The organism is Sterolibacterium denitrificans (assembly GCF_900174485.1).
GTDB lineage: Bacteria > Pseudomonadota > Gammaproteobacteria > Burkholderiales > Rhodocyclaceae > Sterolibacterium > Sterolibacterium denitrificans.
This window is the reverse complement of record NZ_LT837803.1, coordinates 1,855,707-1,879,409: the sequence shown is the minus strand read 5'-3', so window position 1 is coordinate 1,879,409 and position 23,703 is coordinate 1,855,707. Positions and strand designations below refer to the sequence as shown.

The window sequence follows — 23,703 nt, the reverse complement described above, 5'->3', positions numbered from 1 at the left end:
AGCGGGAAAGCGAAATCATAGCCGAAATCGGCCGGTCGCTCAATCTTGCAGGGCTTGCCGCAGGCCGCCTGCGCCCGGATTCGCGTTCAAACCCAGGCCCGGACTTCATTTGGCAAAGTCGTACACCAGATTGACGGCCGTAAAGGTATCCGTGTTCTTCTTGCCGGGAAGCACGTCGCTGTTGTACTGCACGGTATGCGAAAGCTTCATCGCCAGCGTATCGGTCATATTCACCCGCAACCCGGCCTGGAGTTCGGCTTCGGTGTTTTCCTTGCCGGAAAGCACGCTCAGGGACTGCTCGAACTGCGTCGTTGCGGAGAACCGGTAGGAAAAATCCTCCTTGAGCAGACCGATCGCATTGTCCTCGGCAGGCAAATTCTTCATTTTCGAGCGGCGGTAACCGGGACCCGCCTCGACACTCAGCTCGCCTTCCTCGGCTTTCCAGAAGGTGTAGCCCAGGCCGCCCGCCAGACTGGCCTGATAGTCGTAGCCGGAAAAAGTATCGCGCATGACCCTGCCGTTGCCGAAAGCATAGGTACGATCATTGATGCTGTAACGGCTGTTCATCTCGGCCGCACTGCGATTGACCGTGCTCTTGCCATTTTCGCGTGACTGCACGGTACTGGCTCTGAACGTGTGCTTCCACTCGTCCAGTTGATAGCTCAGCTTGAGCTGGCCATTCATGCTGCGCGCCGACGTATTGCCCGTCGCCGAAGACAAACCGAACTCGGCGGAACCCTTCCATGGCGAAACCGGCGCACCAGCCTGTCCACCGACGGCCTCAACGCCTGCAGCGGAAGCGAACGATGCGCCCAAGCCAAGCAACAGGGAAAACAGCAAAGTGCGGGAAGAAAATGGTGCGGAAATGGAAGCAAACATGGAGATGACCTTTGTGGCTATGAGAATGAAACCGGTTTTTGGTGTTTTACAAACCACTGCTTTATAACGCTTGCCGGTATCAAACACAGAGGCAGACGGCTTCGAAACTTCCGGAAATGGGCAGGTACAGCTACGTCATGGCGATGCAATCAAGCTGCATGAAGTCGCTGGCGCTCAGTTTTCCCCATCCTGAATCGCCTCGGGAAAAATCAGCCTGAATCTATCGGCTTCTTCCTCGAAAGCATTGCACGCCTTGAGATCGGCTCCCACGACGTGTCGTGCCCTGGTGTAGTCGAAAGCCGCAGTCCAGGCCTGGATGCGCATCATGGCGCGCAGATACGGCACGGAGTCTCGGCTATTGCTGAGACTTTTCAGCGGCAACAGATAATCCTCGCGATACACGGTCGGCACGATGATGCGCGACAGCCCGGCGGCCGACAACTCGGCATTCATCGCCAGGCGGGCCGTGCGCCCGTTGCCGTCGATAAAAGGGTGAACTTCGGCGACGACGAACATCGTCATCAAGGCACGCGCGAAGGGATCGTCGAGCGCCCGGACTCTCTCGTAGCCTTCGCGCAGCGTGCCCGGCACGAGTTCCGGCAGCACGAACAGCGTGCTGCCCACCTGATTGGCGGTGTCTTTCCATTCGCCTGGATGTTTTTCCGGTCGGGACTGCATCACCAAAGCGTTGACCGATTTCAGCCACGCGAGAAACGATTCCGCATCCCGCGCAGGCGCATTCCGCCAGGGCGCGCGCGACGCGGCATCGAAGGTGCCTTTGATGTCGTGGGAGTCTTCGGCCCGGTTGGGAATCACCTTGCCTTCGAAGATGATCTGCTCGGCCTCCGCCACCAGGAAGGTCGTGCCTTCGATGTAATTGGAGAAGTAGGCTTCGTAGAACGCGAATGTTTCGAGAGCTTGTCCGGTTGCGGCGCGATCGGCGATCCGGGGCATGGCGTTGCTTTTGAGGTAGGCAAACAGCGCGTCGAACAACTCGATCCGCTCGGGATCGTATGGCTTGCCCGCTGCGCGCGCCAGCGCTTGATGGCTGCGAAGACGACGCGCCTCATGCGTGCCCAGCAGTGCGCCCATGGTTTTGTCCAGACGGCCAAATGCCTTCTGCAGATCGAGTCGCTCCGCCAACTGGCGACAGTTGTCACGCAGCTCATTGAGGCGTAGCTCACCGCGCAGTAGAAGCACGCGATCGAGGTAGCACTCCACTTCCTCGCGCGACAGGACTCGTTCAGCGACTCCCTTGCCGGCCGCCATGTTTTCCAGGAGCCAGCGGACTTCGCTGGCCATGAACAAACTCTTGTAAGGCGCATCCTGTACCGGCCCCTCGGCCACTGCGCCTTTGCCGGGTATCACGCGGATATTGAGCCCCGGCATCTCGATCGTTCGCGGCGTCCTGCCACGGGTGATGTAAAGCCGACCATCGACAGGCCGGCCCTCCCTGGCCGAGCGAAAACTCACCACCCCGCCGGGCAATAGATGGCCTGCTATCTCGCCCCAGTTGCGAAGAACGACGCTTTCCAGGGGAAGATCGAGGACGCTGGTATAGACCCCGCTGTAAATCCTGCGCAGCACGCCGTCACCCACCATGCGCTGAACGCGTTTGGTATGGGCCGCATCGCCAGCGGAAAAGACGATCTCGGGGAGAATGTCGTTTTTTTGAGGAATAGCCATGGATAGACACTCAAATTCGTCCTAATCATAGGCTATTTAATAAGAAAGTGTCCAATAAATACGCTTTCTTCCAGCAAACGGAGATACGGTGTTTCCTCGAGAACGGAATCGAGAGAACGGAATCATGCGAGTGGTCGTCAAGGAACTGACGCAAGCCATCATCGATGATGGCCGCCGAGAATAAGACGCCAACCAAAATCTGCGCCGGTGATCTGTCAGGAATCCTGATCGTCGAAGCCCAATCCGCGTTGCCCATCCGTGCGCAAGGCGCATACGTCGAATCCGTCGGCGAGTTTGATTGCCTTGGTTTGCAACATGCCGGCATCACGCAGGCGTTCGCAGTATTTGAATAGTGTCGAGGCGTCCTCGGTCAGGATGAACGGAATGGACTCGCGCGCCGCTTGCCCCAGCAGCTTCACGTCATCCCGCACCACGGAGCGGCTGTCGTCTTCGTCACGCTTGCCCAGTGCATTCCATAGGCGTGCTGATTCGTTTGCGTGCGGAATGTTGAAGGGAATGCAGCGAAAGTTCTTCAAGGGAAGGTCGGTGATGGACTGCTTGATGGCAAACTCGGCGGCGACGATAGCCGAGAAAACCATGGGCACCTGCTGTTCCAGCATCAGCCGGTAATACTTGGCGGCAGTGTCGTGGTGGGGGCGGTTCCGATCGACGAGCGTAATCAGATAGCTGGTATCGAGCAACACCGATGCCGTCATGCCCGGCCTCCGCGTAAGCCTTCCAGCCATTCGGCGGCATCGGGAACATCCGACCATGCAGCCGTGCCACGCCGCACCATCTGTTGAAACTCGGCCTCGTCGTAGGCCGGCTGGTGAGCCTCGAACGCCAGCAACACAGGATTGCGCAGAGCGCCAGTCAACAGATTTTCCTCGGCGCTAATGTGCAAGAGTGCCGAACGGTAGAGACGGTTCTGCTCTTCCTGCGCCAACAGCTTTTGCGTGGTTGAAACCTTCAAGACAGTGCCATCGCTCATTTCCAGATGGACGTTCGGCTTGGTCTTGCCGCCCAAATCCATCACCTTGCCATGAACATATTTTTCGACTGTCACCCAGACTTCCTCGACCCGGCGGAAATCCGTCGAGACATCAACCGACAGGCTGATACGCGCTGCCGTCATGTCGGCAACCCGGTATTTGCGGTGAGGATTTTGACGTGCGCTCGTCTGCCAGCGTTCCACCACGGCGGCACGCTTGGGGTCGATCAGATTCAGGGAGCCAAGGGACTGCAGGCGTTCAAGGTCGGCCCACAGGGTCGTAGCCGCCATCAGGCCCGATGCCACCAGCGCCAGCGATCCCTCGTCCACCGAGACCAGCACCTCCGCAGGATCGACATCCCTAGTCGAGCCGCGCAGGAACTCGCTAACATCCTTCTGGAAGTCACCCAGCAGGCTCAATGGAACGTGCCTCGGCCCGACCTCGGCATCGTTGATGCGGTCGCTGACGGCAAAGCGCAGTTCGTTAAGTGGGTTCATAGACGAGATTGTAGGTCGAAGACGACCAGCCGTCAGCATAGATGATGTCTTCCGTTTAATCTGAATCGGCAAGGATGGAACTATGCTTACTTGCCGCCCAACCTCGTCATCCACTCCATCGCGGTCGGTGGCAAACCTTCATCCTTCACGATGCCGTCTCCTGTCGGCCTGAACAGTGCAGCGAGAATGGTTCCGATGCTGTCATCCTTTGGCAGGTCTCCGTTGCGGAGCAATGCAAGATAGGTTTTTGCCATTGTGCAACGCTCTGCCGCATCGTTCTCCAAGTGCAGGTTGCTAAGGAAGATTCGCACCAACAGGCGGATGAACCAGAAGCCCAGTGTCGCCATTAGCAAAAAAGCGCCCAGTTGCCACGTAGCCGCTGATTGCAATGCTCCTTGAACCAAGACAGGCGTTGTTGCGGGCTGTGTTGCTGCTTGCACGTTTGTGGATGCCTTTACTTCGAGCGCCATATTCAAGCCGGTTTTAAGTTCTGCGTGAAGAAACCAACCGACCAGAAGCATACAGATAAGCAATGCGACAAAGGAAACAATGGCTAGCCATTTGTGTCTCGTCCGCTTGCTCTCCCAATACGCAACGGGAGCAGCAAGCGCCATATGTTGATCGTAGGTCGATTTCAGTTGGTCGAGCTCTTTTTGAACTACCGACAATTTCTCTTGCCATTGTGTGTCGCGCTGCGTCTGCGCGGCATCGAATGTGGTTTGCTGCCCGTCCTTCTGCTCCGTCAGTTCGCTGTGTAGTTGATCGAATCGTTCAATCTGCGTGTGTTCGGATTCCTGAAACTGCGTCAAGGTGCTCTGCATATCGCCGGCAAGACGTTTCAGAGCGGCATTCTCCGTCTTCATCCGATCCTTAATGCCGCGCTCATATAGTTCCCACGTGAGCAATGCATTGATGGACTGACGGATCGGGGCGCCGTTGTTGAAATCCTGCGCCATCCAATTAGCAACAATCAGCGCCGCCTCTAACGGCTGGCCTGAATCGCGTAGCCTCTCGATAAAAAGCCGCCGTGGAGTATCGGGTAATAGCCAAGGGTTGGTGCGAATGAAGGTTTCCAGCGACGAGCGGGCCGAGGATAGTTGCGACTGCGCTTGCTGTTCCTGGTTTTGACGCTTGTAGTTGCTGGCGTGGTTCAGCGCTTGTATTGGAGCGTTGAAGCCATTCGCGATGGCCTGCCACGCATTGTTTGTTGGGTTATGCTGCTGGTTTCTTACCCACATCCAATCGTTTTGGAGTTTGCTTACCCACTGTGTGATCTCCTCGTGGCTCGACCAATTGAAACGACCACCGTGTTCGCCGAAATCAGCAGTGAAATATGGCTGTGCAGTGGATTCACCCATGACGCCCCCTATTCGTGAAAATATTTGACAGCAGCGCGTTGAAGGTCTCTTGTGCCTTGGTAGTGGCGGAAGATTGCTGGGACTGGATGGAGCGGCCAGCAGCGAATCGTTCAACGAACTCCCACTGCGCATCCATTGCCGGCAGCACTACTGGCAGGGCGCGAAGTTGAGTCATATTGATGCTTGCCAGATTGGTAGTCCGCTTCGCACAGCGCAAGAAGTATTCGCGCACTCGACTCGATTGAAGGTAGATCACGAAGAACTGCGGCAGCATCACTGAACGATTGCAGCGAACCCGGAAGACGTGATTCTGATGAACGCAGTTGGCGATGTTGTGCTCCCATAGAGCGCCACGACCGAGTTTGTCGAAGTCGCCACCTTCTGTCAGCACCACATCGCCATTTTGCAGGGCCAGTTGCTCAACATCCCTTGGCAACACCTCGATGGTCTTCACCTCGGTGAGGTCGATGTGGCCAGCCTGTACATTGGCAACCCGCAGATATGGAACTTCGACGGTCTGCTTGTCGCCGAACTTGCGGCCCTTGGTGACCCCCGAGACCACATCGGCAATATCGCCCAAATTGTGCTCTGGCCATCCCTTCGGATTCGTCGCCGGATCGCCGAACATATCGAGGAACAGCGCCGGGATCAGTTCCGCTGCTTTCTTCTCCGCCTCACGTCGTAGACGGACGACGCCCTCGGCACGCGCGAGCAGATCGACGATGCGGCGTTGCTCGGGGAGTGGCGGCAGTGGCATTTCGATACCCTGAACCTGCTTTGCAGACAGGTGCTTAACGGTAACGAACGATGTGCTATTTTCGATCTCCTTCAACTTTTGCTGGATACCGTAAAAGATGTATTCCGGTTCGACGCCTTCACGAAAATTGTGTAGGCGACAGACTCGCTGATTGAGCAGACTAACGCCCCCCTGCCAGCGGTAGCAGCGAAAGTTGCCATCCATTCCGATCAAGTAGTCGCCGTTATGGACGACGAAATCGGGCTTGTATTCACCCGAGTAGTTGATTTCCGTATGCGAATTCGCCAAGTCGCGGATACGGATAAGCGGCATCCCCTCGGCTGTCGTGAAGTGCTCCGTCTTGAAGGCAAAGCCTGCTTGCACTTCAAGATAGTTGCCAAGCCGAATCAGGGGCATATCAGTTGGCATCACTATTCCCAAGCGCCGCCTTCAACGCCTCGACCTCCTCGACGATCTCCGCCTCGATGGCTGCCAGTTCGTCGAGGATCACGCGCGGATCGCGGTGCTCGACGGCGGTCTGGCTCATTGGCCGGTAGCGGCTGGCCGAGAGGTTGAAGTCGTTGGCGCGGATTGTCGTTGCGTCGGCGAACCACCATTGTTGCGGCCATTCCTCCCTCACCCCCGTCCCCTCTCCCGCAAGCGGGCGAGGGGAGAAATGCGCCTGCCACGCGGGCAGCAATTCGGCCCGCCGATGAAAGGCTGCCACGGCGGCGGGCAGATCGTCCGTCTCGATGGGCGTATCGTGGTTGGCATCCAGCTTGTAGCCGTCGTTGTCGATGTGCAGGAACAGCACGTTCTCGGTGGCGCCGCCTTTCTTGAAGAACAGCACCGAGGTCTTGACGCCGGAATACGGTTGGAACACGCCGCCGGGCAGGCTGAGCACCGCCTCGACGCGATTGTTCTCGATTAGTTGCCGGCGCAGTTCCTTGTGCGCCGTGGTCGAGCCGAACAGCACGCCCTCGGGTACGACAACACCGCAGCGGCCACCGGGGCGCAGGCTGTCGAGCATGTATTTGAGGAACAGCAGTTCGGTGGCGGTGCTGGTGCCGACCTTGACCTCCTCGACAATGCGATCCTTATCCACCCGCCCGGAGAACGGCGGATTGGCCAGCACCACCTGATAGCCTTCCTGCGGCAGGCCCAGTTCGGCCTTGCGTTCGTTGTCGAGCGTTGTCGTCAGCACATTGCGCAGCAGCACGCGGACATTCGGCAGGCCGCGCAGGGTGAGGTTCATGGTCGCCAGCCGCACCATCTTGGGATCGACATCGTTGCCGAAGAAGGTGGCCGTTTGCAGCGCCGAGATGTGGGCCACCGAGAGTTGGTCGCCCAGGCCGCGCTTCTGCTTCTTGCCGTCGATTTCCGCCTCGACGATGGCGGATGGCGAGGAGTTGGCAAGTCGGATGTGGTTGTAGGCTGCGACCAGAAAGCCGGCGGTGCCGGCGGCAGGGTCGTAGATGGTTTCGCCGATCTTCGGATCGACGATCTCGACGATGGTGCGGATGATGTGACGCGGGGTGCGGAACTGGCCGAGTTCGCCGGCCTGCTTGATCTGGCGCAGGATGTGCTCGAACAGATCGCCCTTGGTGTCGGCGTCGGCCTGATCGAGACGCAGGCCATCGACGAGGCTGATGACCTGGGTCAGCACGGTCGGTTCGTCGATGGACAGACGCGCACCACTCATGAAGTTGTGCGCGGCCGACTCGCCGAGTTCGGCGAAGAAGGCAAAGACCTCATCACGGACGAAACGCACCAGCGCCTCGCCGTTCATGGCTCTGGCCCACACCGACCAGCGGAAGTATTCACGGGGAATTGTTGAAAACGACTCACCACCAGCCAAGAGACCTTCGGCAGCAGGCCGGTAGCGATGGTTTTCCGGGATGAAGTTCGCGTTCAGCGGATTCTTGATCTTCCACTCGCCTGCAAACAGGCTCTCGTAGGGCTGCTTCAGCACCTTGGCCCGCATCCGGTTTTCGGCGTCGATACCTTCGATGAGGTAGAAGAAGAACAGGAAAGCCAGTTGCTCGGCGTTGGCGACGGGATCGGGATAACCGCCGCCGTAGAGGTAGTCGCGAATCTGGTCAATCGACCGCCGCATCTCGGGGGTCAGGGGCATGGGCTGGTTTCCTGAGGTTAGTGTGGCGGATACGGTGAATCGGGCTGATCGTTCGCCGTTCCGCCAGCGCCGACTTTATCGCCAAACACTGCGGCATTGAGGCCAGCGAGCAGATCGTTGAGCGCGTCGTCGCCGCCAAAGACGCGGATCGCTTGCGGCAGGCCGCCCATCAGCGTAAAGGGATGGAAGGCCAGATGGCCGGCGGTGAATTCTTCCCAACTGCCGGCGTTGGCCTTGATCTGGCTGCCGACGGTACGCAGCCAGCGTTCCTGTTCGTGCGTCAGCCCTTCCTGGCCGAGCAGCCACGCCTCGAATTTGGCGCCGAGCGCGGCGGCCTGCTGCTCGTGGGCTTCGGGGAAGATCATATTGCCGTCTTCATCGACGGTGATCCATTCGCGCGTGGTCGGGTCGATATGGTCGTCAATATCGAGCGAGAGCAACCGGCGTGGTTCGTATTGCTTTTTCTTTTGCTTGGCGATCACCACGCCGCCATCGCCATAGTCGTCACTGTCGCCGTGGTAGTCGCACACGCCAACAAAGTCGAACATCGTGAAAATGGGTTTCTCGCGGGTCTTGCGGGTGCCCCGGCCACGCATCTGCTGATAGAGGATCACGGAACGGGTGAAGCGCGCGAAGACGAGGTTGCAGACCTCGGGACAGTCGAAGCCAGTGTCGAGCATATTGACCGAGACGAGTATCTGCGGGAATGGCTCCTTCTTGAAGCGCCGTATCTTGGTCATGCCATCGAGCGTGTCATCCGGGCCTTGGCCCGATACCACATAGTCGGCATAGCGGATGTCGGGTGATGGCTTCTGGTCGGCAAACTCGGCATCGAAGAGTTGAGCCAGCGTTTCGGCGTGGCGCTTGCTGACGGCGAAGACGATGGTCTTGCCGATGAGAGGCTTGCGCAGGATGCCTTTGTTGTCGGTGAAACCCTGTTCGAGCACCTGCCGGAACTCGCGGACGATGGCGCGGTTGCGCTCAGGGATGGTGAAGCGGCGTTCAAGGGCAGATGGGTCAATAATGACTGGGTCGGCATCCTTGAACAGTTGCTCGAACTCGGCGCGGGTCTCCGCGTTCATCGCTGTCCAGTCCAGTTCCGCACGTTTGACCTCGAAGCCGCCTTCGGCGGCAGTCTTGACGGTTTTGGCCTGGTATATCTGATACGGTGCCAACCAGCCGTCGCGGATGGCGTCCTTCAGTTTGTAGGTGTAGGTCGGCCGTTCAACCTCGAAGAAACGCAGGGTGTCACGAATAAAGGCTCGATCTTCGTCGTCGCCACCATCCATTGGGTTGCCTGTCTCGCCCGCCACGCAGGGAGTGGCGGTGAGGCCGATCTGCACGCCGTCGAAGTGTTTGAGGACGCCGCTCCACTGGCCATAGATGCTGCGATGGCATTCGTCGGAGATGACCAGATCGAAGTAGCCGGGCGAGTAATCGGCATACAGATTGACCATCGACTGCAAAGTGGTGATGGTGATGCGCTTCTCGTCCTGAAAGCGGCGACCGGCCCGCAGCACATAGCAGGGGTAGTCGGTCAGATGCTCGGCGAAGGCGTCTTCGGTCTGTTTGGCAAGTGGAATGCGATCCACGAGGAACAGAACACGGGTGATGAGGTTGGCTTCGAACAGGCGCTTGATGAGGGCGGCAGCGGTGCGGGTCTTGCCCGTGCCGGTGGCCATTTCAATAAGCAATTTGCGGCGGCCCTGCTGAATCTCCTGACAGACAGCCTGTATGCAGTCCTGCTGGTAGTCGCGGCCAGCGATGCGGGCATCAATAGCGACATCGAGCGGGTTGCGCCGCACTTGCCGGGTGGCAAAGCGGCGTTCGAGGTCGTCCTGCTTGAAGAAAGTCTTGACCGGACGCGGGAATGCCTCGGTCTCCCATTCCCAGAATCGCGTTTCGGCGCCGTTGGCGAGGAAGACATACGGCACGCCCAGCAACTTGGCGTAGTGCTTGCCCTGCTCTGGCGCGTCACCGGGATTCACTGAAAAACGCTTGGCCTCGATGACCGCCATCGCCCGGCCTGTCCGGTCGCGCAACACATAGTCGGCGCGCGTGCCGTCGTCGAGGACAACCTCGTAGCGGACACTGTTGGGGTCCTGGATACTCCAGCCCAGCGCGGCGAGTTGTGCGTCGATGATGACGCGGGAGAAGGCTTCGTTTTTGTTCATGACTTGCTGATCTGAGCTTCCCTTTATTTTTGTCTTTTGATTCAAAAGTATTATGCCGTCAATTGTTGCTGACGCTGAGGATTGCTCTGGGACTGATCCAGTTCTCCAAGAATTTCATGGATGAGGCATCCCGCAGGGATTTCTTTCATTCATAACCGGGCGCGATCAGTCAAACAACATCGGTAATTGGCGTCAGTAATTGCGCGATCGCGCCGACCGCCTGCCCTACCCCCTGCTCCGACCCCAACCGTTGCGCCATGCGCCGGCAGTTTTCCTTGTAGATGGGATCGTTCATGGCGAGCCGGATGCGTTCGGCCAGTGGGTCGGCCTGCAGCTCGCGGCGCGGCAAGGGGGCCGGGCCGAGTTCGAGTTGGGCCAGACGATTGCCCCAGTAGGGTTGGTCGAGCATGTGCCAGACGATGACCGATGGCGTGCCGGCCCGCAGCGCGGCGGCGGTGGTGCCGGCGCCGCCGTGGTGCACCACGCAGGCGACGCGGGGGAACAGGTAGCTGTGCGGCGCGTGGTCGATGCAGAGGATGTTCCCGCTTGTCGCGGCAAGTTCGCCACCCAGGCCAGCCCAGCCGCCCTGCAGGATGGCGCGGCAATCGAGTCGGCGGACGGTCTGCAGAACGATCGCGTTCAGTTCCTCCACGCGGCCGGCCATGCTGCCGAAGCAGAAGACGACGGGAGGTTCGGGCGCGGCGAGAAATTGCGCCAGTTCGGCCGGGGGCTGCCAGTCGCGTTCTGCGGGCGGCTGCCAGAAGCCGGTGATGCGGTGATTCGGCTGCGAGTTGCAGGCGGCGATTTCATCATTGGTCAACAAGGCCGGGCTGACGGCGAGCAGGCCCGCCGCGCGGCGCTGGGCGTATTCGGCCACCGAAACGATGGGCGGCAGGCCGTGGCGGGCGCGGAATTCGTGAAAGCCCTCGCCCCAGAGGCCGTCGGCCAGTTCGCGGCCCAGATTGCGTGTCCTGCCCTGTGCTGCGATATCTGGCCGCTGAGGGGCGATTGCCATGATGCCCTGCGGATTCAGATTCACCGTCAGGCAGGGCTTGCCCAGGGTTTCCGCCGCGGCCATGCCGGCCAGTTGCAGCCAGTGCGCCACCACCAGGTTGGCAGCCGGCATGAGCGCGAGCGCGTCCCGGTATTGCGCGTCGAGGTCGGGCAGCAGCATTTCCTGCAGCAAATGGTGCAGTTGCTTGCGCGGATTGGCTTCGTCGATCAGCGTCGTCATCAGCCGCTGATACTCGGCGGGCGTGGTCTGGCTGCCCAGCGGATGGAAAGCGATGCCGTGCCGACGAACCAGTTCGGCGTGATGCGGCTGGGCGCCGAGCGCGACCTCGTGTCCGGCTTCCCGCAGTGCTTGCGCCAGGGCGACGAAGGGCAGCACGTCGCCGTGCGAACCCCAGCTCAGGAGCAGCATGGCCGCCATCGCCGCTTCAGCCGCCCTCGCCCAGGCGACGGCCGATCAGGCGCTGCATATCGGCGATGCTGTTGATTTCCAGCATTTCCTCGGTCGTCAGCGTCAGGCCGAGTTCGTCCTCGATCGCATACATCAGGTTGATCAGCGCCATCGAATCGAGGCCGACTTCCTGAAAAGTCCGCTCTGCCGGCAGCGCGGCCAGATTCACTTCCAGCCCGGCACTTTTGCCCAGGCGTGTCAGCATGTCGTTGTCGAGTTTCATGGTTGCTCCTCAAATTCGGCGGCGAAGTCGTTGATCAGCGTGCCCAGTATGCCGCCCAAGGTTTGCACGTGCGGCCGCTGGATCAGGTTCAGGTGATTTCCCGGCACGTCGATGACCTTCAGGCCGCCCAGCGCCACCTGCCGCCAGGCGGCGACGTCGATGAGATAGCTGTTTTCGGTGTGGTCGGTGGCGAGGAACAGCGTCACCGGCGTGTGGATGGGCGGCGCGAGGTAGGCATCCGAGACGTGGATGTTGGTGGCGATGCGGTTGAGGAACATCTCCGCATCGCGCGTCCTGAAGCCGCGTGGCAGGATGTCCATGTCGTAGGCGATTTCCAGCACGCGGGCGAAGCGTTTCTTGCCGGCGGTCAGCAGGTATTCCATCATCTGCCGCGGTTCGAGATCGGCCAGCGCCTCGCGCCGGATGCCCAGGCGGAAGGTTTCCGAAAGCAGCATCAATGAATCGAGCATCGAGGTGTTCTTGTTCACGATGTCCGAATCGAGGATCGCCAGCACGCCCACTCGTTCGCCGGCGGCTTCCAGTTGGCGGGCCAGTTCGTAGGCCACCTTGCCGCCCATGGAATGGCCGCCGATCAGATACGGCCCGCGCGGCTGGACGCGGCGGATGTCACGCAGGTAGTCGGCGCACATTTCCTCCAGCGTGTGATGCTGGCTCTCGCCCAGCAGACGCCCGGCCGACTGCACGCCGTAGAAGGGGCGCGCCGGCCCCAGCGCCTCGCTGAGCGCGCGGAAACTCAGCACATCGCCGCCGGCCTGGTGGGCGCAGAAGAAGGGAATGCGTCCCGGCTCGCCGGCCTGTATCCGCACCAGCGAGCACTCTGCTTCCTCGTCCTCCGCCGCGCTGCGCTCCAGCGCCTGCGCCATGGCGGCGATGCTCTGCTGACGGAAGATGGATTCCAGCGGCAGATCGCGCCCCAGCTCGTCGGAAATGCGCGTCATCAGGCGGTAAGCGCTGAAGGAGTCGCCACCCAGATCGAAAAAGTTGTCGGCCAGGCCGATGCGCTGCACGCCCAGCACTTCCGACCAGATTTCGGCCAGGCGCACTTCCATGGGCGTTTCCGGCATCACGTAGGGCACGTCCAGTTGCGGACGCGCGGCCAGGTCGGCCTGTAGGCGGCTGCGGTCGATCTTGCCATTCGCGGTGAGCGGCATTTCGGCCAGCTGATGGAAGCCGTGCGGAATCATGTAGTCCGGCAGGCTCGTCCCCAGATGGCTGCGCAACTGGCCGGCGGTGAGCGTTTCGCTGGCGACGAACCAGGCGACCAGGCGATCGCCGAGGGTACGCATGTCCTTGACCGCCAGCACGATGCAACTGCCGATGGCCGGATGCGCGGACAGGCGCGCCTCGATTTCACCCAGCTCGATGCGATAGCCGTGGATCTTGACCTGATGGTCGAGGCGGCCGAGATATTCGATCTCGCCCCGGGCGTTCCAGCGCGCCAGATCGCCCGAGCGGTAGAGGCGCTCCCCGGCCCGATAGGGGTGGGCAATGAAACGCTGCGCCGTCAGTTCGGGACGATTCAGGTAGCCACGCGCCAGCCCCGCGCCGCCGACATACAGCTCGCCGGCCACGCCGACGGGCTGCGGCTGCAGGTGGGCATCGAGGATGTAGGCGGAAAGATCGTCCAGTGGCCGACCGACGTTGCTGCTCGCCCCCAGAGCCTCCACTTCGCTTTGCCGGACTTCGCGCCAGGTGACATGCACCGTGGTTTCGGTGATGCCGTACATGTTGATCAGATGCGCCTGCGGATTCAGCCGATGACGGAACCAGGGGCGCAGGCTGGCGTAGTCCAGGACTTCGCCGCCGAAGACGACGTGGGTCAGCGATTTGGCCCAGGCATGTTTTTCCCGTCGACGCGGCGCCTTGCCGGCATCGGCTTCGACATTGGCATCGCCATCATCGGCCTCGACTTGCGCCAGTTCCAGCAGGCGCAGGAAAGCCGAAGGCGTCTGGCTCAACAGGGTGACTTTTTCCTCGGCCAGCAGTTCGGCGAAGTCCGACGGTGAGCGGCTGACCTCCTGCGGCACGATCACCAGCCGGCCGCCGTGCAGCAGCGCGCCGAAGATTTCCCAGACGGAGAAATCGAAGGCGTAGGAATGGAACAGCGTCCACACCTGGTCGGCATCGAAACGGAAACGGCTGACCGCCGTGCCGGTGCCGTCGGTGTTGCCGGCATTCGCGCAGGCGTCGAACAGGCGCAGCACGTTGGCGTGCGTCAGCTCGCAGCCCTTGGGCTGGCCGGTCGAGCCGGAGGTATAGATGACGTAGGCGCGATCCGTGGACGCGACATCGACGCGCGGCGCGCTTTGCGGCTGGTCGGCAAGTCTGGCCGCCGCCCGATCGAGGCTGAGTATTGGCGCCGCTGCCAGACTTTCGAGGCGCTCGCCGTGCCTGCCATGGCTGAGGATGAGCGAGGCGCCGCTGTCCCGCAGCAGATAACGCAGGCGCTCGTCCGGCTGCCCCGGTTCGATCGGCACATAGCAGGCGCCGGCCTTGAGCACGGCGAGTATGGCCGTGATCATTTCAAAGCCGCGCTCGAAGCAGAGCGCCACGGCCTGCCCCGACCGCACGCCCTGCGCGACCAGTTCATGGGCCAGACGATTGGCGCGCGCCTCCAGTTCGGCATAACTCAGGCGCTGGCCGGCCAGGCTCAGGGCGCAGGCTTGCGGCTGCCGGCTGGCAATTTCGCTGAAACGGGCCGCCAGGTGATCGGAAATGGCATGGGAATACTGCTTCGGCAAACCGGCAAACTGCGGGCCGAGCAGCATGTCGCGCTCCGTTTCGTCGATCAGGCGCAGTTCGGACAGGCGCCGCGCGGGATGGGCCAGGGCATCCGCCAGCAGATTCAGGTAATAACCGGCAAAGCGGGCGATGGTGGCCGCATCGAACAGATCGCTGCTGTACTCAAAGGAGAGCACGGCATCGGCCTGACTGCCCAAGCTACTTTCTCCGCTTTCGTCCGGAAAGCTGATGGTGGCGGAAAGATCGAACTTGGCGCGCGGCAGCGCGATCGCCAGCGGACGGATGCTCAGGTTTTCCAGCACCGGCAGCGGCTGACGGCTGGCGGTCTCGACGGTGAAGCTGGTGTCGAACACCGCCTGGCGCGCCAGATCGCGGCGCGAGTGGAGCTGGTCGACCAGCAGGTCGAAGGGATAGTCCTGGTTGGCGTAAGCGGTGAGCGCATCGGCCCGCACGCGCTGGAAGTGCTGTTCGACGCTGGGATCGTCGGCAAGATCGCAGCGCAGCACCAGGGTATTCACGAAAAAGCCGATCAGCGATTGCGTTTGCGGATGCTCGCGCCCGGCCAGCGGCGTGCCGATGAGAATGTCGGTCTGCCCCGTCAGGCGGTAGAGCAGCACCTGGTAGATCGCCAGCAGCAGCATGTAGGGCGTGAGCCCCTGTTGCCGGCAGCGCTGGCGAATCTGCTCGACCAGCGCGGCGGGCAGAGTCTGGCGGTGCTGCCCGCCCTGGAAGCTTTGCACCGCTGGTCGCGGCCGGTCGGTGGGCAGTTGCAGCATCGGCAATTCGCCGGTCAGACGAGCCAGCCAGTAGCGCCGCTGATGATCCAGTCCGCCGCCGTCGATCAGCCGGCGCTGCCAGACGGCGTAGTCGAAGAAGCTGACCGGAAGATCGGGCAAGGTGGATTCCCCGGCTGCCGGCTGCTGGTAAAGATGCAGCAGTTCATGCAAGGCCAGTTGCAGCGACCAGCCATCGGCGACGATGTGATGGACGACCACCGCCAGCACATGCTCCTGTGCCGCCAGTCGATGGACGCAGGCGCGCAGCAGCGGGCCGGTCTCCAGATTGAACGGCTCCAGCGCGAAGGCGGTCAGCCGCGCTGCGAGCTGTTCCGCGCTGAAATCGGCGGCTGGAAACACCGGCAAGTCGATGGCGACCGGCTCGCCGGGCCACTGCATCGGCTCGCCGGCGACCGGGATCAAGGTGGCGGACAGCGGACGGTGACGCGCCACCAACGCGTTCAGCGCCGCCTGCAGACGCGCCGGCTCGAACGGCCCGCTCAGGCGCAGCGCCGCCGGGATGTGATAGGCCGTGGCCGCCGCGCCGATCTGGCTGAGAAACCACAGGCGGCGTTGGGCGTAGGACAGCGGCAGGTAGTCGGGCAGCGGCTGGAGACGAGGGATGAACTGCTGCCCTGCTTCGCCGCGTTCGGCCGGCTGTTCAATCAGGGCCTCGGCCAGTTCGGCCAGTGTCGGTGCTTCAAAAATCAGGCGCACGGGAATGCCGCGGCCGAGCGTCTGGCTCAGGCGGGCGGCCAGTTGCATGGCGGTCAGCGAATGCCCGCCGAGATCGAAGTAGTTATCATGGCGGCCGATGCGTGCCGGCGGCGCGATGCCGAGGAGCTCCTGCCAGATGGCGGCGATGCTTGCTTCAATCTCGCCCTGCGGCGCGTCGTATGCCCGTGCCGGCTCGATGCCTTGTGCCGGCAGCGCCTGGCGATCCAGCTTGCCGTTGGCCGTCAGCGGCAAGCGTTCGAGCACGACGAAGGCCGCGGGCAGCATGTAATCGGGCAGAACGGCCTTGAGCCGCTCGCGCACCACGGCAGGATCGATCTGATTGCCCGCCTTGGCGGTCAGGTAAGCCACCAGCCGCTTGTCGCTCGTCCCGCCCGGATGATCGTCGCGCGCGATGACCACGGCTTCCGCGATTTCGTCCAGGCCAGCCAATTGCGCCTCGATTTCCCCCAGTTCGATGCGGAAACCACGGATCTTGACCTGATGGTCGTTGCGCCCCAGGTATTCGAGCGTGCCGTCCGCTTTCCAGCGGGCCAGATCGCCCGAACGGTAGAGGCGCTCCCCGGCGCCGGCATGATGCGGATCGGCAATGAAACGCTCCGCCGTCAGTTCGGGACGGTTCAGATAACCGCGCGCCAGCCCCGCGCCGCCGACGTGAATTTCGCCGGCCACGCCGATTGGCACCGGCTGCAGCCGCTCGTCGAGCAAGTAGATCCGCAGGTCGGGCAGCGGCCGGCCGATGTTGCTGCCCTGCCCGTCTTCGATGTCGGCCCGGCCGAGTTCGCGCCAGGTGACGTGCACCGTGGTTTCGGTGATGCCGTACATGTTGATGAGCCGTGGCTGTTCGACACCGTTGCGCGCGATCCAGGGACGCAGCAGGTGCATTTCCAGCGCTTCACCGCCAAAGATGACGCAGCGCAGCGCGTGGGCTTCCTCCACCTCGGCCTGCGCGGCGATCAACTGGCGAAAGGCGCTCGGCGTCTGGTTGAGGATGCTCACGCCTTCCGCGCAGAGCATACGGTAAAAAGCCTGCGGATCGCGCGCGACGGCTTGCGGGACGATGACCAGCCGACCACCATGCAGCAGTGCGCCGAAGATTTCCCAGACGGAGAAGTCGAAGGCGATGCTGTGGAACAGCGTCCAGACGTCATGCTCGTCGAAATGGAAGTCCTTGATGGCATCCGCGCTGGCGTCGAACAGCCGCGTGACCTGGCGATGTTCGATCATCACGCCCTTGGGTCGGCCAGTCGAGCCGGAGGTGTAGATGATGTAGGCGAGATTGTCCAGGCTGGTCTCGCAGTCGGGATCGCGTTCGGATGCAACGGCGATAACCGGCCAGTCGGCGTCCAGCGCAATGAGTTGGGCCGCGCCGGCCGGCAGACGCTCGCGCAGCGCCTGCTGGCTGAGGATGATGCCGGGTTGGGCGTCGTTCAACGTATAGGCGATGCGATCCGGCGGATAGCCCGGGTCGATCGGCAGGTAGGCGCCGCCGGCCTTGAGGATGCCCAGCAGGCCGACGATCATTTCCACACCGCGCTCGCAGCACAGCGCAACCAGCTTGTCGGGGCCGACGCCAAGACCGATCAGGTGATGCGCCAACTGGTTGGCCCGCGCGTTGAGTTCGCCATAGCTCAGACTGGCGCCGTCGCAACTGACGGCAACGGCAGCCGGACAGCGCCGCGCCTGAAATTCAAAACGTTCGGCCAAAGTCCGATGCTGCGGACAAACCTTGCGTTTCGCATTAAAACCTTCGAGGAGCTGCAAACGCTCGGCGGCGGGCAGAATGTCGAGTTCGAGGATGGGCGTCTGCGGCGCCTGTTCCAGCGCATCGACCAGCGCCTGCAGCGCGGTCTGCAGGTAGGCATTGACGCGGCCCGGCTGCACACGCCGGTCGATCTGCGCGACGAGCGCGAAGCCCTCGCCCAGATCGTCGACGCTGACGGTGAACGGATAGTTGGTGCGCTCCTGGCTGGCGAGGATTTCGAGGCCGCCCGCGCCCGGCTGCCCTGCCGGCAAGCCGTGGCGATAGTTGAGCATGGCGCTGAACAGCGGCGTGGCTGCCGGCAGGCCGCTGACGCGCTGGGCCAGCGCCAGCGGGACCTGTTCGTGCCTGAGCAATTCGATGAGTTCGCGGTGCGTATGCTCGACCGTCTGGCGCACGCTCCGGCCTGGCAGATCGAGGCGCAGCGGCAGCGTGTTGATGAACATGCCGAGCACCTGATCGGCGCCGAGAGTGTTCTGCAGGCGACCCGACAGCACGCTGCCGAAAACCACGCTGCCGTCGCCATGACGCGGCCCGCTGGCACGCGCCAGCAGCAGGCCAAAGGCCACATGGAACAGCGTCGCCGCGCCGACGCGCAATTCGCGCGCGGCCTGGCGCAGGCGCAGCGCCAGTTGCGGGTCGAGCGCCAGACGCGCTTCCTCGATGCGGCTGCCGTCGCCATGCACGTCGAGCAGGCCGAACGGCGCCGTCGGTTCGTCGATATCGGCCAGCCGGCTGCGGAAGAACGCCTCGGCGGCCTGCCCTTGCGCTTCGCGGGCCAGCGCCTGGGCGACGAAGCCGCGGTAAGGCACCGGCTCGGGCAGTCGCGCGGCCTGACCAGCCAGGATAGTCAGCACTTCGCGCAGCACGATTTCCAGCGAGTAGTGGTCGCTGATGATGTGGTGGAAGCGCAGGAGCAGGTAGCGGCGCGCGCCGTGCGGATCGGCCGCGCACTGCAGATGCAGCAGCGGGGCATGGCGCAGGTCGAGACGATTGTGCCGCGATGCCATGCGCGCCTGCATCTGCGTCAGGGCATCCTGCGCCGGGTCGAGCGCGATTTCCTCGACCGGCAGCTCGACGCGGCGATACACGACCTGCACCGGCCTGGCGAGACCGTCCCAGAGGATGGCGCTGCGCAGGATGTCGTGGCGGCTCACCACCTGCCGCAACGCGTCGATGAAGGCATCGAGCCGCTGCTCGTCGTCCGCGGCCAGCAGCAGCGGCAGAACGTAGGCGTCACTGTCGTCCGCCGCCTCCGCGCCGAGTCGATGGTGGAACAGGATGCCTTCCTGCAAGGGCGCGAGCGGATAGATGTCCTGCACGTTGGCCGCGCCGCCGGGCACCGTCGCGACGATGCGCTCGATCTGCGCCGGGCTGAGTTCGACCAGCGGCAGCATGGCCGGCGTGATCAGGGCGCAGCCGGGTGGAATCAGGTTGGCAGGCGCCGCCTGCACGGGCGCCGGCCCGCCGTGGCCGGCACCGACGATCCAGGCGGCGAGTGCCGCCACGCTGGGATGCTCGAAAACGGCGCGCACGTCGGCAGCGAGTCCGGCTTGCCGCAGGCGTTCGAGCATCTGGATGATCAGCAGCGAATGCCCGCCGAGGTCGAAGTAATTGTCATGTCGGCCGATGCGTGCCGGCGGCGCGATGCCGAGGAGTTCCTGCCAGATACGCGCCAGCGTCTCCTCCACCTCACCTTGCGGCGCCACATATTCGCGTGTTTGAGCACCGCCCTGCGCCGGTACCGGCAACGCCTTGCGATCCAGCTTGCCGTTCGGGCTCAAAGGAAATACATCCCGCACGACGAAGACGCTCGGCACCATGTAGTCGGGCAGCGTGGTTTTCAGTTGCGCTTTCATGGCGTCGATATCCAGCGCCTCGCCTTCCCTGAGCGTCACATAGGCCACCAGACGCTTGTCGCCCGCCGCGCCCGGGATGTCCTCGCGCGCCAGCACCGCCACTTCCTTTACATTGGGATGACGCGCGATCTGCGCCTCGATTTCGCCCAGCTCGATGCGGAAGCCTCTGAGCTTGACCTGCTGGTCGTTGCGCCCCAGGTACTCGATGGCGCCGTCGGCACGCCAGCGGCCGAGGTCGCCCGTTTTGTAGAGGCGTGCCTCGGCATCGTTGCTGAACGGATCCTTGATGAAGCGCTCGGCCGTCAGCTCGGGGCGGTTCAGGTAGCCACGCGCTACGCCGATGCCGCCGATGTGGATTTCGCCGGCCACGCCGACCGGCACCGGCTGGCCCAGCGCATCGAGGATGTACATCCGGACGTTGGCGATCGGGAAGCCGATCGGCACACGGCTTTGCCTTTCGTCGAGGCGACATTCCCAGTAAGTGACGTCGATGGCTGCTTCGGTCGGGCCGTACAGGTTGTGCAGCGCGGCTTGCGGCAAGGCGGCGAGACAGCGATTCTGCAAGGCCAGCGACAGCTCTTCGCCGCTGCAGACGATGTGGCGCAGCTTGCAGGCGGAAGCGGCCACGCCCGGCTGGTCGAGGAAATCGAGAAACGCCTGCAGCATCGACGGCACGAAATGCAGCGTGGTGATGCCCTCGTCCTCGATCAGTTGCCTGAGGTAGGCCGGATCCTGATGCCCCTGCGGCTTGGCGACGACCAGTTGCGCGCCGGCCATCAGCGGCCAGAAGAATTCCCACACCGAGACGTCGAAGCTGAACGGCGTCTTTTGCAGCACGCGATCCCGCGCCGTCAGGCGATAGGCGTCCTGCATCCAGCGCAGGCGGTTCACCACCGCGCGGTGTTCGTTCATCGCGCCTTTCGGCCGGCCGGTCGAGCCCGAGGTGTAGATGACGTAGGCGAGATTGCGCGCGCCGAGGCCAAGGCTGACCGGATCCGGGTTGCCATCCGGCTGCTGCGCGATTCGCGCCCAGTCGCTGTCGAGGGCGATGACCTGGGCCTTGCCCGCCGGCAGGCTGCCCTTGAGGCTGTGCTGGGTCAGCATCACGCCGGGCGCGGCGTCCTCCAGCATGTCGGCGATGCGCTCGGCCGGGTAGCTGGGATCGACCGGCACATAAGCGCCGCCGGCCTTGAGGATGCCGAGCAGGCCAACGACCATTTCCAGGCTGCGCTCGAGGCTGATCGCCACCAGGCTGTCCGACTGGATACCGAGGTCGATCAGGTGGTGGGCCAGTTGGTTGGCGCGGCGGTTGAGTTCGGCATAGGTCAGCGTCTGCTCTCCGTAGCGCACGGCGATGGCCTCCGGCTGCCGCGCCACCTGCGCTTCGATGTGCTGGTGGAGGGTCTGATCCTGCGCGTAGTCGACCTGCGTGGCGTTGAAGTCGGCGAGAAGCTTCATCCGCTCGGCGCTATCCAGCAGCGGCAGCGTGGCCACCGACTGACTGGCGGCGCTGGCCGCGCTCATCGCCGCCAGCAGGATCTGGTAACAGGCTAGCCAGCGCGCCATCGTCGGCGCATCGAACAAATCGCTGACGTATTGCAGTTCGCCCTGGATGGATTCGCCGCCTTCGTGCAGCATCAGCGACAGATCGAACTGCGCCGTGCTGCCCGGAATTTCCAGCGCGCTCAGTTGCAGGCCGGGCAGCGCCAGGCTTTCCTGCGGCACGTTCTGCAAACTCAGCAATACCTGAAAAACCGGACTGTGGCTCATGCTGCGCGCGGGCTTGAGCGCTTCGACGACCTGCTCGAAAGGCGCGTCCTGATGCGCGTAGGCCGCCAGCGTGCGGCGCTTGATTTCGGCGAGCAGCGCCTGCAGCGATTGCTCGGGATCGATCTGCACGCGCAGCGCCAGGGTGTTCACGAAGCAGCCGATCAGCGGCTCGAATTCCTTGCGCGGCCGGTTGGCGACCGGCGTACCGATGACGATGTCGCGCTGGCCGCTGAGGCGAGAGAGCAACAGCGCCCAGCCGGCGTACAGCAGCATGAACGACGTAACGCCGTTACGCCGCGCCAGCGCGCGCAGGTCGGCGGTAAGCTGTGGCGTCAAGCGGAAGCGGATGCTCGCGCCGGCATGGCTTTGCAGCGGCGGCCGCGCGCGATCCGTGGGCAGTTCGAGCAGCGCCGGCGCGCCGGCGAGTTCCCGTTGCCAGTGATCGAGCTGTTTTTGCAGCCGTTCGCCGGCCTGCTCGTCGCGCTGCCACAGCGCGTAGTCGGCATATTGCAGCGGCAACGGCGGCAGCATGGTCGGCGGGTTCGGCTCGCCCCGGCTGTAGGCCGCGTAGAGCGCGGCGAACTCCCGGATCAGCACGCCGATCGACCAGCCATCGGCGATGATGTGGTGCATGACGATGCACAGCACGTGCGTTTCCCCGGCGCCCGCATCTTCATTCTCTTGTTCATCGCAGCGCAGCAGCAGGCCGCGAATCAGCGGGCCGCGCGCCAGATCGAAGGGCTGGTCGATTTCCCGGCGCAGACAGCGCTGGATTTCCGCCTCGCGCGCGCTGCCGTCGAGCGGCTTGAGCAACGGCCCGATGTCGTCGCGGCGCAGGGCGAAACGTGCCAGACCGCCCTCGCCCGGCGCGGCGATGCTTTGCCAGACGCCGGCCTCGGCCCCGAAGTTTTCGCCGCGCGGGCGTATCGTCGTGCGCAGGATTTCGTGGCGGGCGACGATGGCATCGAACGCGGCCTGCAGCGCCGCAGGGTCGAGACGACCGCGCAGCCTGAACGCGCCGGGGATGTGATAGGCGCTGCCGATGCCGTCCATCTGCGCGATGAACCACAGGCGCTGCTGCGCCCAGGAAAGCGGCACGGGCCGGCGGCGCTCGCCGGGCGGGGTCGGAACAGCGACAGGAACAGCGCCGGCCTGGGCGCGCGGCTGCGCCGTCTTCTTCAACTTGCGCAGCAAGGCTTCCCGCTTCAGGGCGGCCAGCCGATCGTCCGCGTTCTCAGTCATCTTCTTCGGCGAGCAGTTTGCGCAGTTCGTCCTCGGACAACTGGTCGAGCTCGGCCATCGCGCTCTCGACGTCGGCGGCCTCGAACTGCGCCAGTTGCAGCGGGACGATCATTTCCGCCAGTCCGGCCACCGTCGTCGCCTGGAACAGGTTCACCAGCGGCAGCTCGATACCGAACGCTTCGTTGATGCGCAGCAGGATCTGCGTCGCCTTCAGCGAATGTCCACCGAGATCGAAGAAGTCGTCGTGGCGGCCGATGTGCACCGCCGGCCCGGGTTGCAGCACCTCCTGCCAGATACGCGCCAGCGTCTCCTCCACCTCACCTTGCGGCGCCACATATTCGCGTGCCGGCGCGCCACCCTGCGCCGGTACCGGCAACGCCTTGCGATCCAGCTTGCCGTTCGGACTCAAGGGGAATGCATCCCGCACGACGAAGACGCTCGGCACCATGTAGTCGGGCAGCGTGGTTTTCAACTGCGCTTTCATGGCGTCGATATCCAGCGCCTCGCCTTCCCTGAGCGTCACATAGGCCACCAGACGCTTGTCGCCCGCCGCGCCCGGGATGTCCTCGCGCGCCAGCACCGCCACTTCCTTTACATTGGGATGACGCGCGATCTGCGCCTCGATTTCGCCCAGCTCGATGCGGAAGCCTCTGAG

Annotated in this window: 12 protein-coding genes (1 of these 12 cut by a window edge); all 12 read right to left on the bottom strand. The window is 63.1% G+C overall.

The features are described 5' to 3' along the window. Positions 1 to 105: 105 nt before the first annotated feature. A complete protein-coding gene (locus SDENCHOL_RS08480) occupies positions 106 to 966 on the bottom strand; it encodes a DUF481 domain-containing protein (RefSeq protein ID WP_154716834.1) in 861 nt (286 codons plus the stop codon). 87 nt (positions 967 to 1,053) lie between these two features. Then, positions 1,054 to 2,565: a Fic family protein gene (locus SDENCHOL_RS08475; protein ID WP_154716833.1), complete on the bottom strand. Its 1,512-nt coding sequence runs from the start codon at positions 2,563 to 2,565 to the stop codon at positions 1,054 to 1,056. Between the two features lie 215 nt (positions 2,566 to 2,780). Continuing rightward, positions 2,781 to 3,281, bottom strand: a complete 501-nt coding sequence (locus SDENCHOL_RS08470) for a PIN domain-containing protein (protein ID WP_154716832.1) — start codon at positions 3,279 to 3,281, stop codon at positions 2,781 to 2,783. Then, entirely contained in the window at positions 3,278 to 4,093 is an 816-nt protein-coding gene (locus SDENCHOL_RS08465) for a hypothetical protein (protein ID WP_197706881.1), read from the bottom strand. Before SDENCHOL_RS08465 ends, SDENCHOL_RS08470 begins: the two co-directional genes overlap by 4 nt. A 47-nt stretch (positions 4,094 to 4,140) precedes the next feature. Then, the gene (locus SDENCHOL_RS08460) at positions 4,141 to 5,412 is read right to left on the bottom strand and encodes a DUF6161 domain-containing protein (protein WP_154716831.1); all 1,272 of its coding nucleotides are present in this window, start codon (positions 5,410 to 5,412) and stop codon (positions 4,141 to 4,143) included. Beyond that, entirely contained in the window at positions 5,405 to 6,577 is a 1,173-nt protein-coding gene (locus tag SDENCHOL_RS08455; RefSeq protein WP_154716830.1) for a restriction endonuclease subunit S, read from the bottom strand. Before SDENCHOL_RS08455 ends, SDENCHOL_RS08460 begins: the two co-directional genes overlap by 8 nt. After that, entirely contained in the window at positions 6,567 to 8,282 is a 1,716-nt protein-coding gene (locus SDENCHOL_RS08450) for an HsdM family class I SAM-dependent methyltransferase (RefSeq protein WP_154716829.1), read from the bottom strand. The genes SDENCHOL_RS08455 and SDENCHOL_RS08450 overlap by 11 nt, the downstream gene beginning before the upstream one ends. 17 nt (positions 8,283 to 8,299) lie before the next feature. After that, positions 8,300 to 10,456 carry a DEAD/DEAH box helicase family protein gene (locus SDENCHOL_RS08445; protein WP_154716828.1) on the bottom strand — a complete coding sequence of 719 codons (2,157 nt, stop codon included), beginning with the start codon at positions 10,454 to 10,456 and terminating at the stop codon, positions 8,300 to 8,302. Positions 10,457 to 10,625: 169 nt separating this feature from the next. Beyond that, entirely contained in the window at positions 10,626 to 11,879 is a 1,254-nt protein-coding gene (locus SDENCHOL_RS08440) for a glycosyltransferase (RefSeq protein ID WP_172955040.1), read from the bottom strand. A 16-nt stretch (positions 11,880 to 11,895) separates the two neighbouring features. After that, the gene (locus SDENCHOL_RS08435) at positions 11,896 to 12,141 is read right to left on the bottom strand and encodes an acyl carrier protein (protein WP_154716826.1); all 246 of its coding nucleotides are present in this window, start codon (positions 12,139 to 12,141) and stop codon (positions 11,896 to 11,898) included. Then, positions 12,138 to 23,048: a non-ribosomal peptide synthetase gene (locus tag SDENCHOL_RS08430; protein ID WP_154716825.1), complete on the bottom strand. Its 10,911-nt coding sequence runs from the start codon at positions 23,046 to 23,048 to the stop codon at positions 12,138 to 12,140. Before SDENCHOL_RS08430 ends, SDENCHOL_RS08435 begins: the two co-directional genes overlap by 4 nt. Further along, a protein-coding gene (locus tag SDENCHOL_RS08425; RefSeq protein WP_154716824.1) for a non-ribosomal peptide synthase/polyketide synthase crosses the window boundary here: on the bottom strand, positions 23,041 to 23,703 show its 3' portion. The gene runs 20,031 nt beyond the window's last position; only the last 663 of its 20,694 coding nucleotides appear in the window; the start codon falls outside the window, past its right edge; the stop codon is at positions 23,041 to 23,043. The genes SDENCHOL_RS08430 and SDENCHOL_RS08425 overlap by 8 nt, the downstream gene beginning before the upstream one ends.

What these genes read in the sequence shown, in the direction of transcription:
- SDENCHOL_RS08440 (WP_172955040.1), bottom strand. Translation starts at nt 11,879, where the DNA reads ATGCTGCTCCTGAGCTGGGGTTCGCACGGCGACGTGCTGCCCTTCGTC.
- SDENCHOL_RS08450 (WP_154716829.1), bottom strand. Translation starts at nt 8,282, where the DNA reads ATGCCCCTGACCCCCGAGATGCGGCGGTCGATTGACCAGATTCGCGAC.
- SDENCHOL_RS08460 (WP_154716831.1), bottom strand. Translation starts at nt 5,412, where the DNA reads ATGGGTGAATCCACTGCACAGCCATATTTCACTGCTGATTTCGGCGAA.
- SDENCHOL_RS08465 (WP_197706881.1), bottom strand. Translation starts at nt 4,093, where the DNA reads ATGCTGACGGCTGGTCGTCTTCGACCTACAATCTCGTCTATGAACCCA.
- SDENCHOL_RS08470 (WP_154716832.1), bottom strand. Translation starts at nt 3,281, where the DNA reads ATGACGGCATCGGTGTTGCTCGATACCAGCTATCTGATTACGCTCGTC.
- SDENCHOL_RS08455 (WP_154716830.1), bottom strand. Translation starts at nt 6,577, where the DNA reads ATGCCAACTGATATGCCCCTGATTCGGCTTGGCAACTATCTTGAAGTG.
- SDENCHOL_RS08445 (WP_154716828.1), bottom strand. Translation starts at nt 10,456, where the DNA reads ATGAACAAAAACGAAGCCTTCTCCCGCGTCATCATCGACGCACAACTC.
- SDENCHOL_RS08430 (WP_154716825.1), bottom strand. Translation starts at nt 23,048, where the DNA reads ATGACTGAGAACGCGGACGATCGGCTGGCCGCCCTGAAGCGGGAAGCC.
- SDENCHOL_RS08475 (WP_154716833.1), bottom strand. Translation starts at nt 2,565, where the DNA reads ATGGCTATTCCTCAAAAAAACGACATTCTCCCCGAGATCGTCTTTTCC.
- SDENCHOL_RS08435 (WP_154716826.1), bottom strand. Translation starts at nt 12,141, where the DNA reads ATGAAACTCGACAACGACATGCTGACACGCCTGGGCAAAAGTGCCGGG.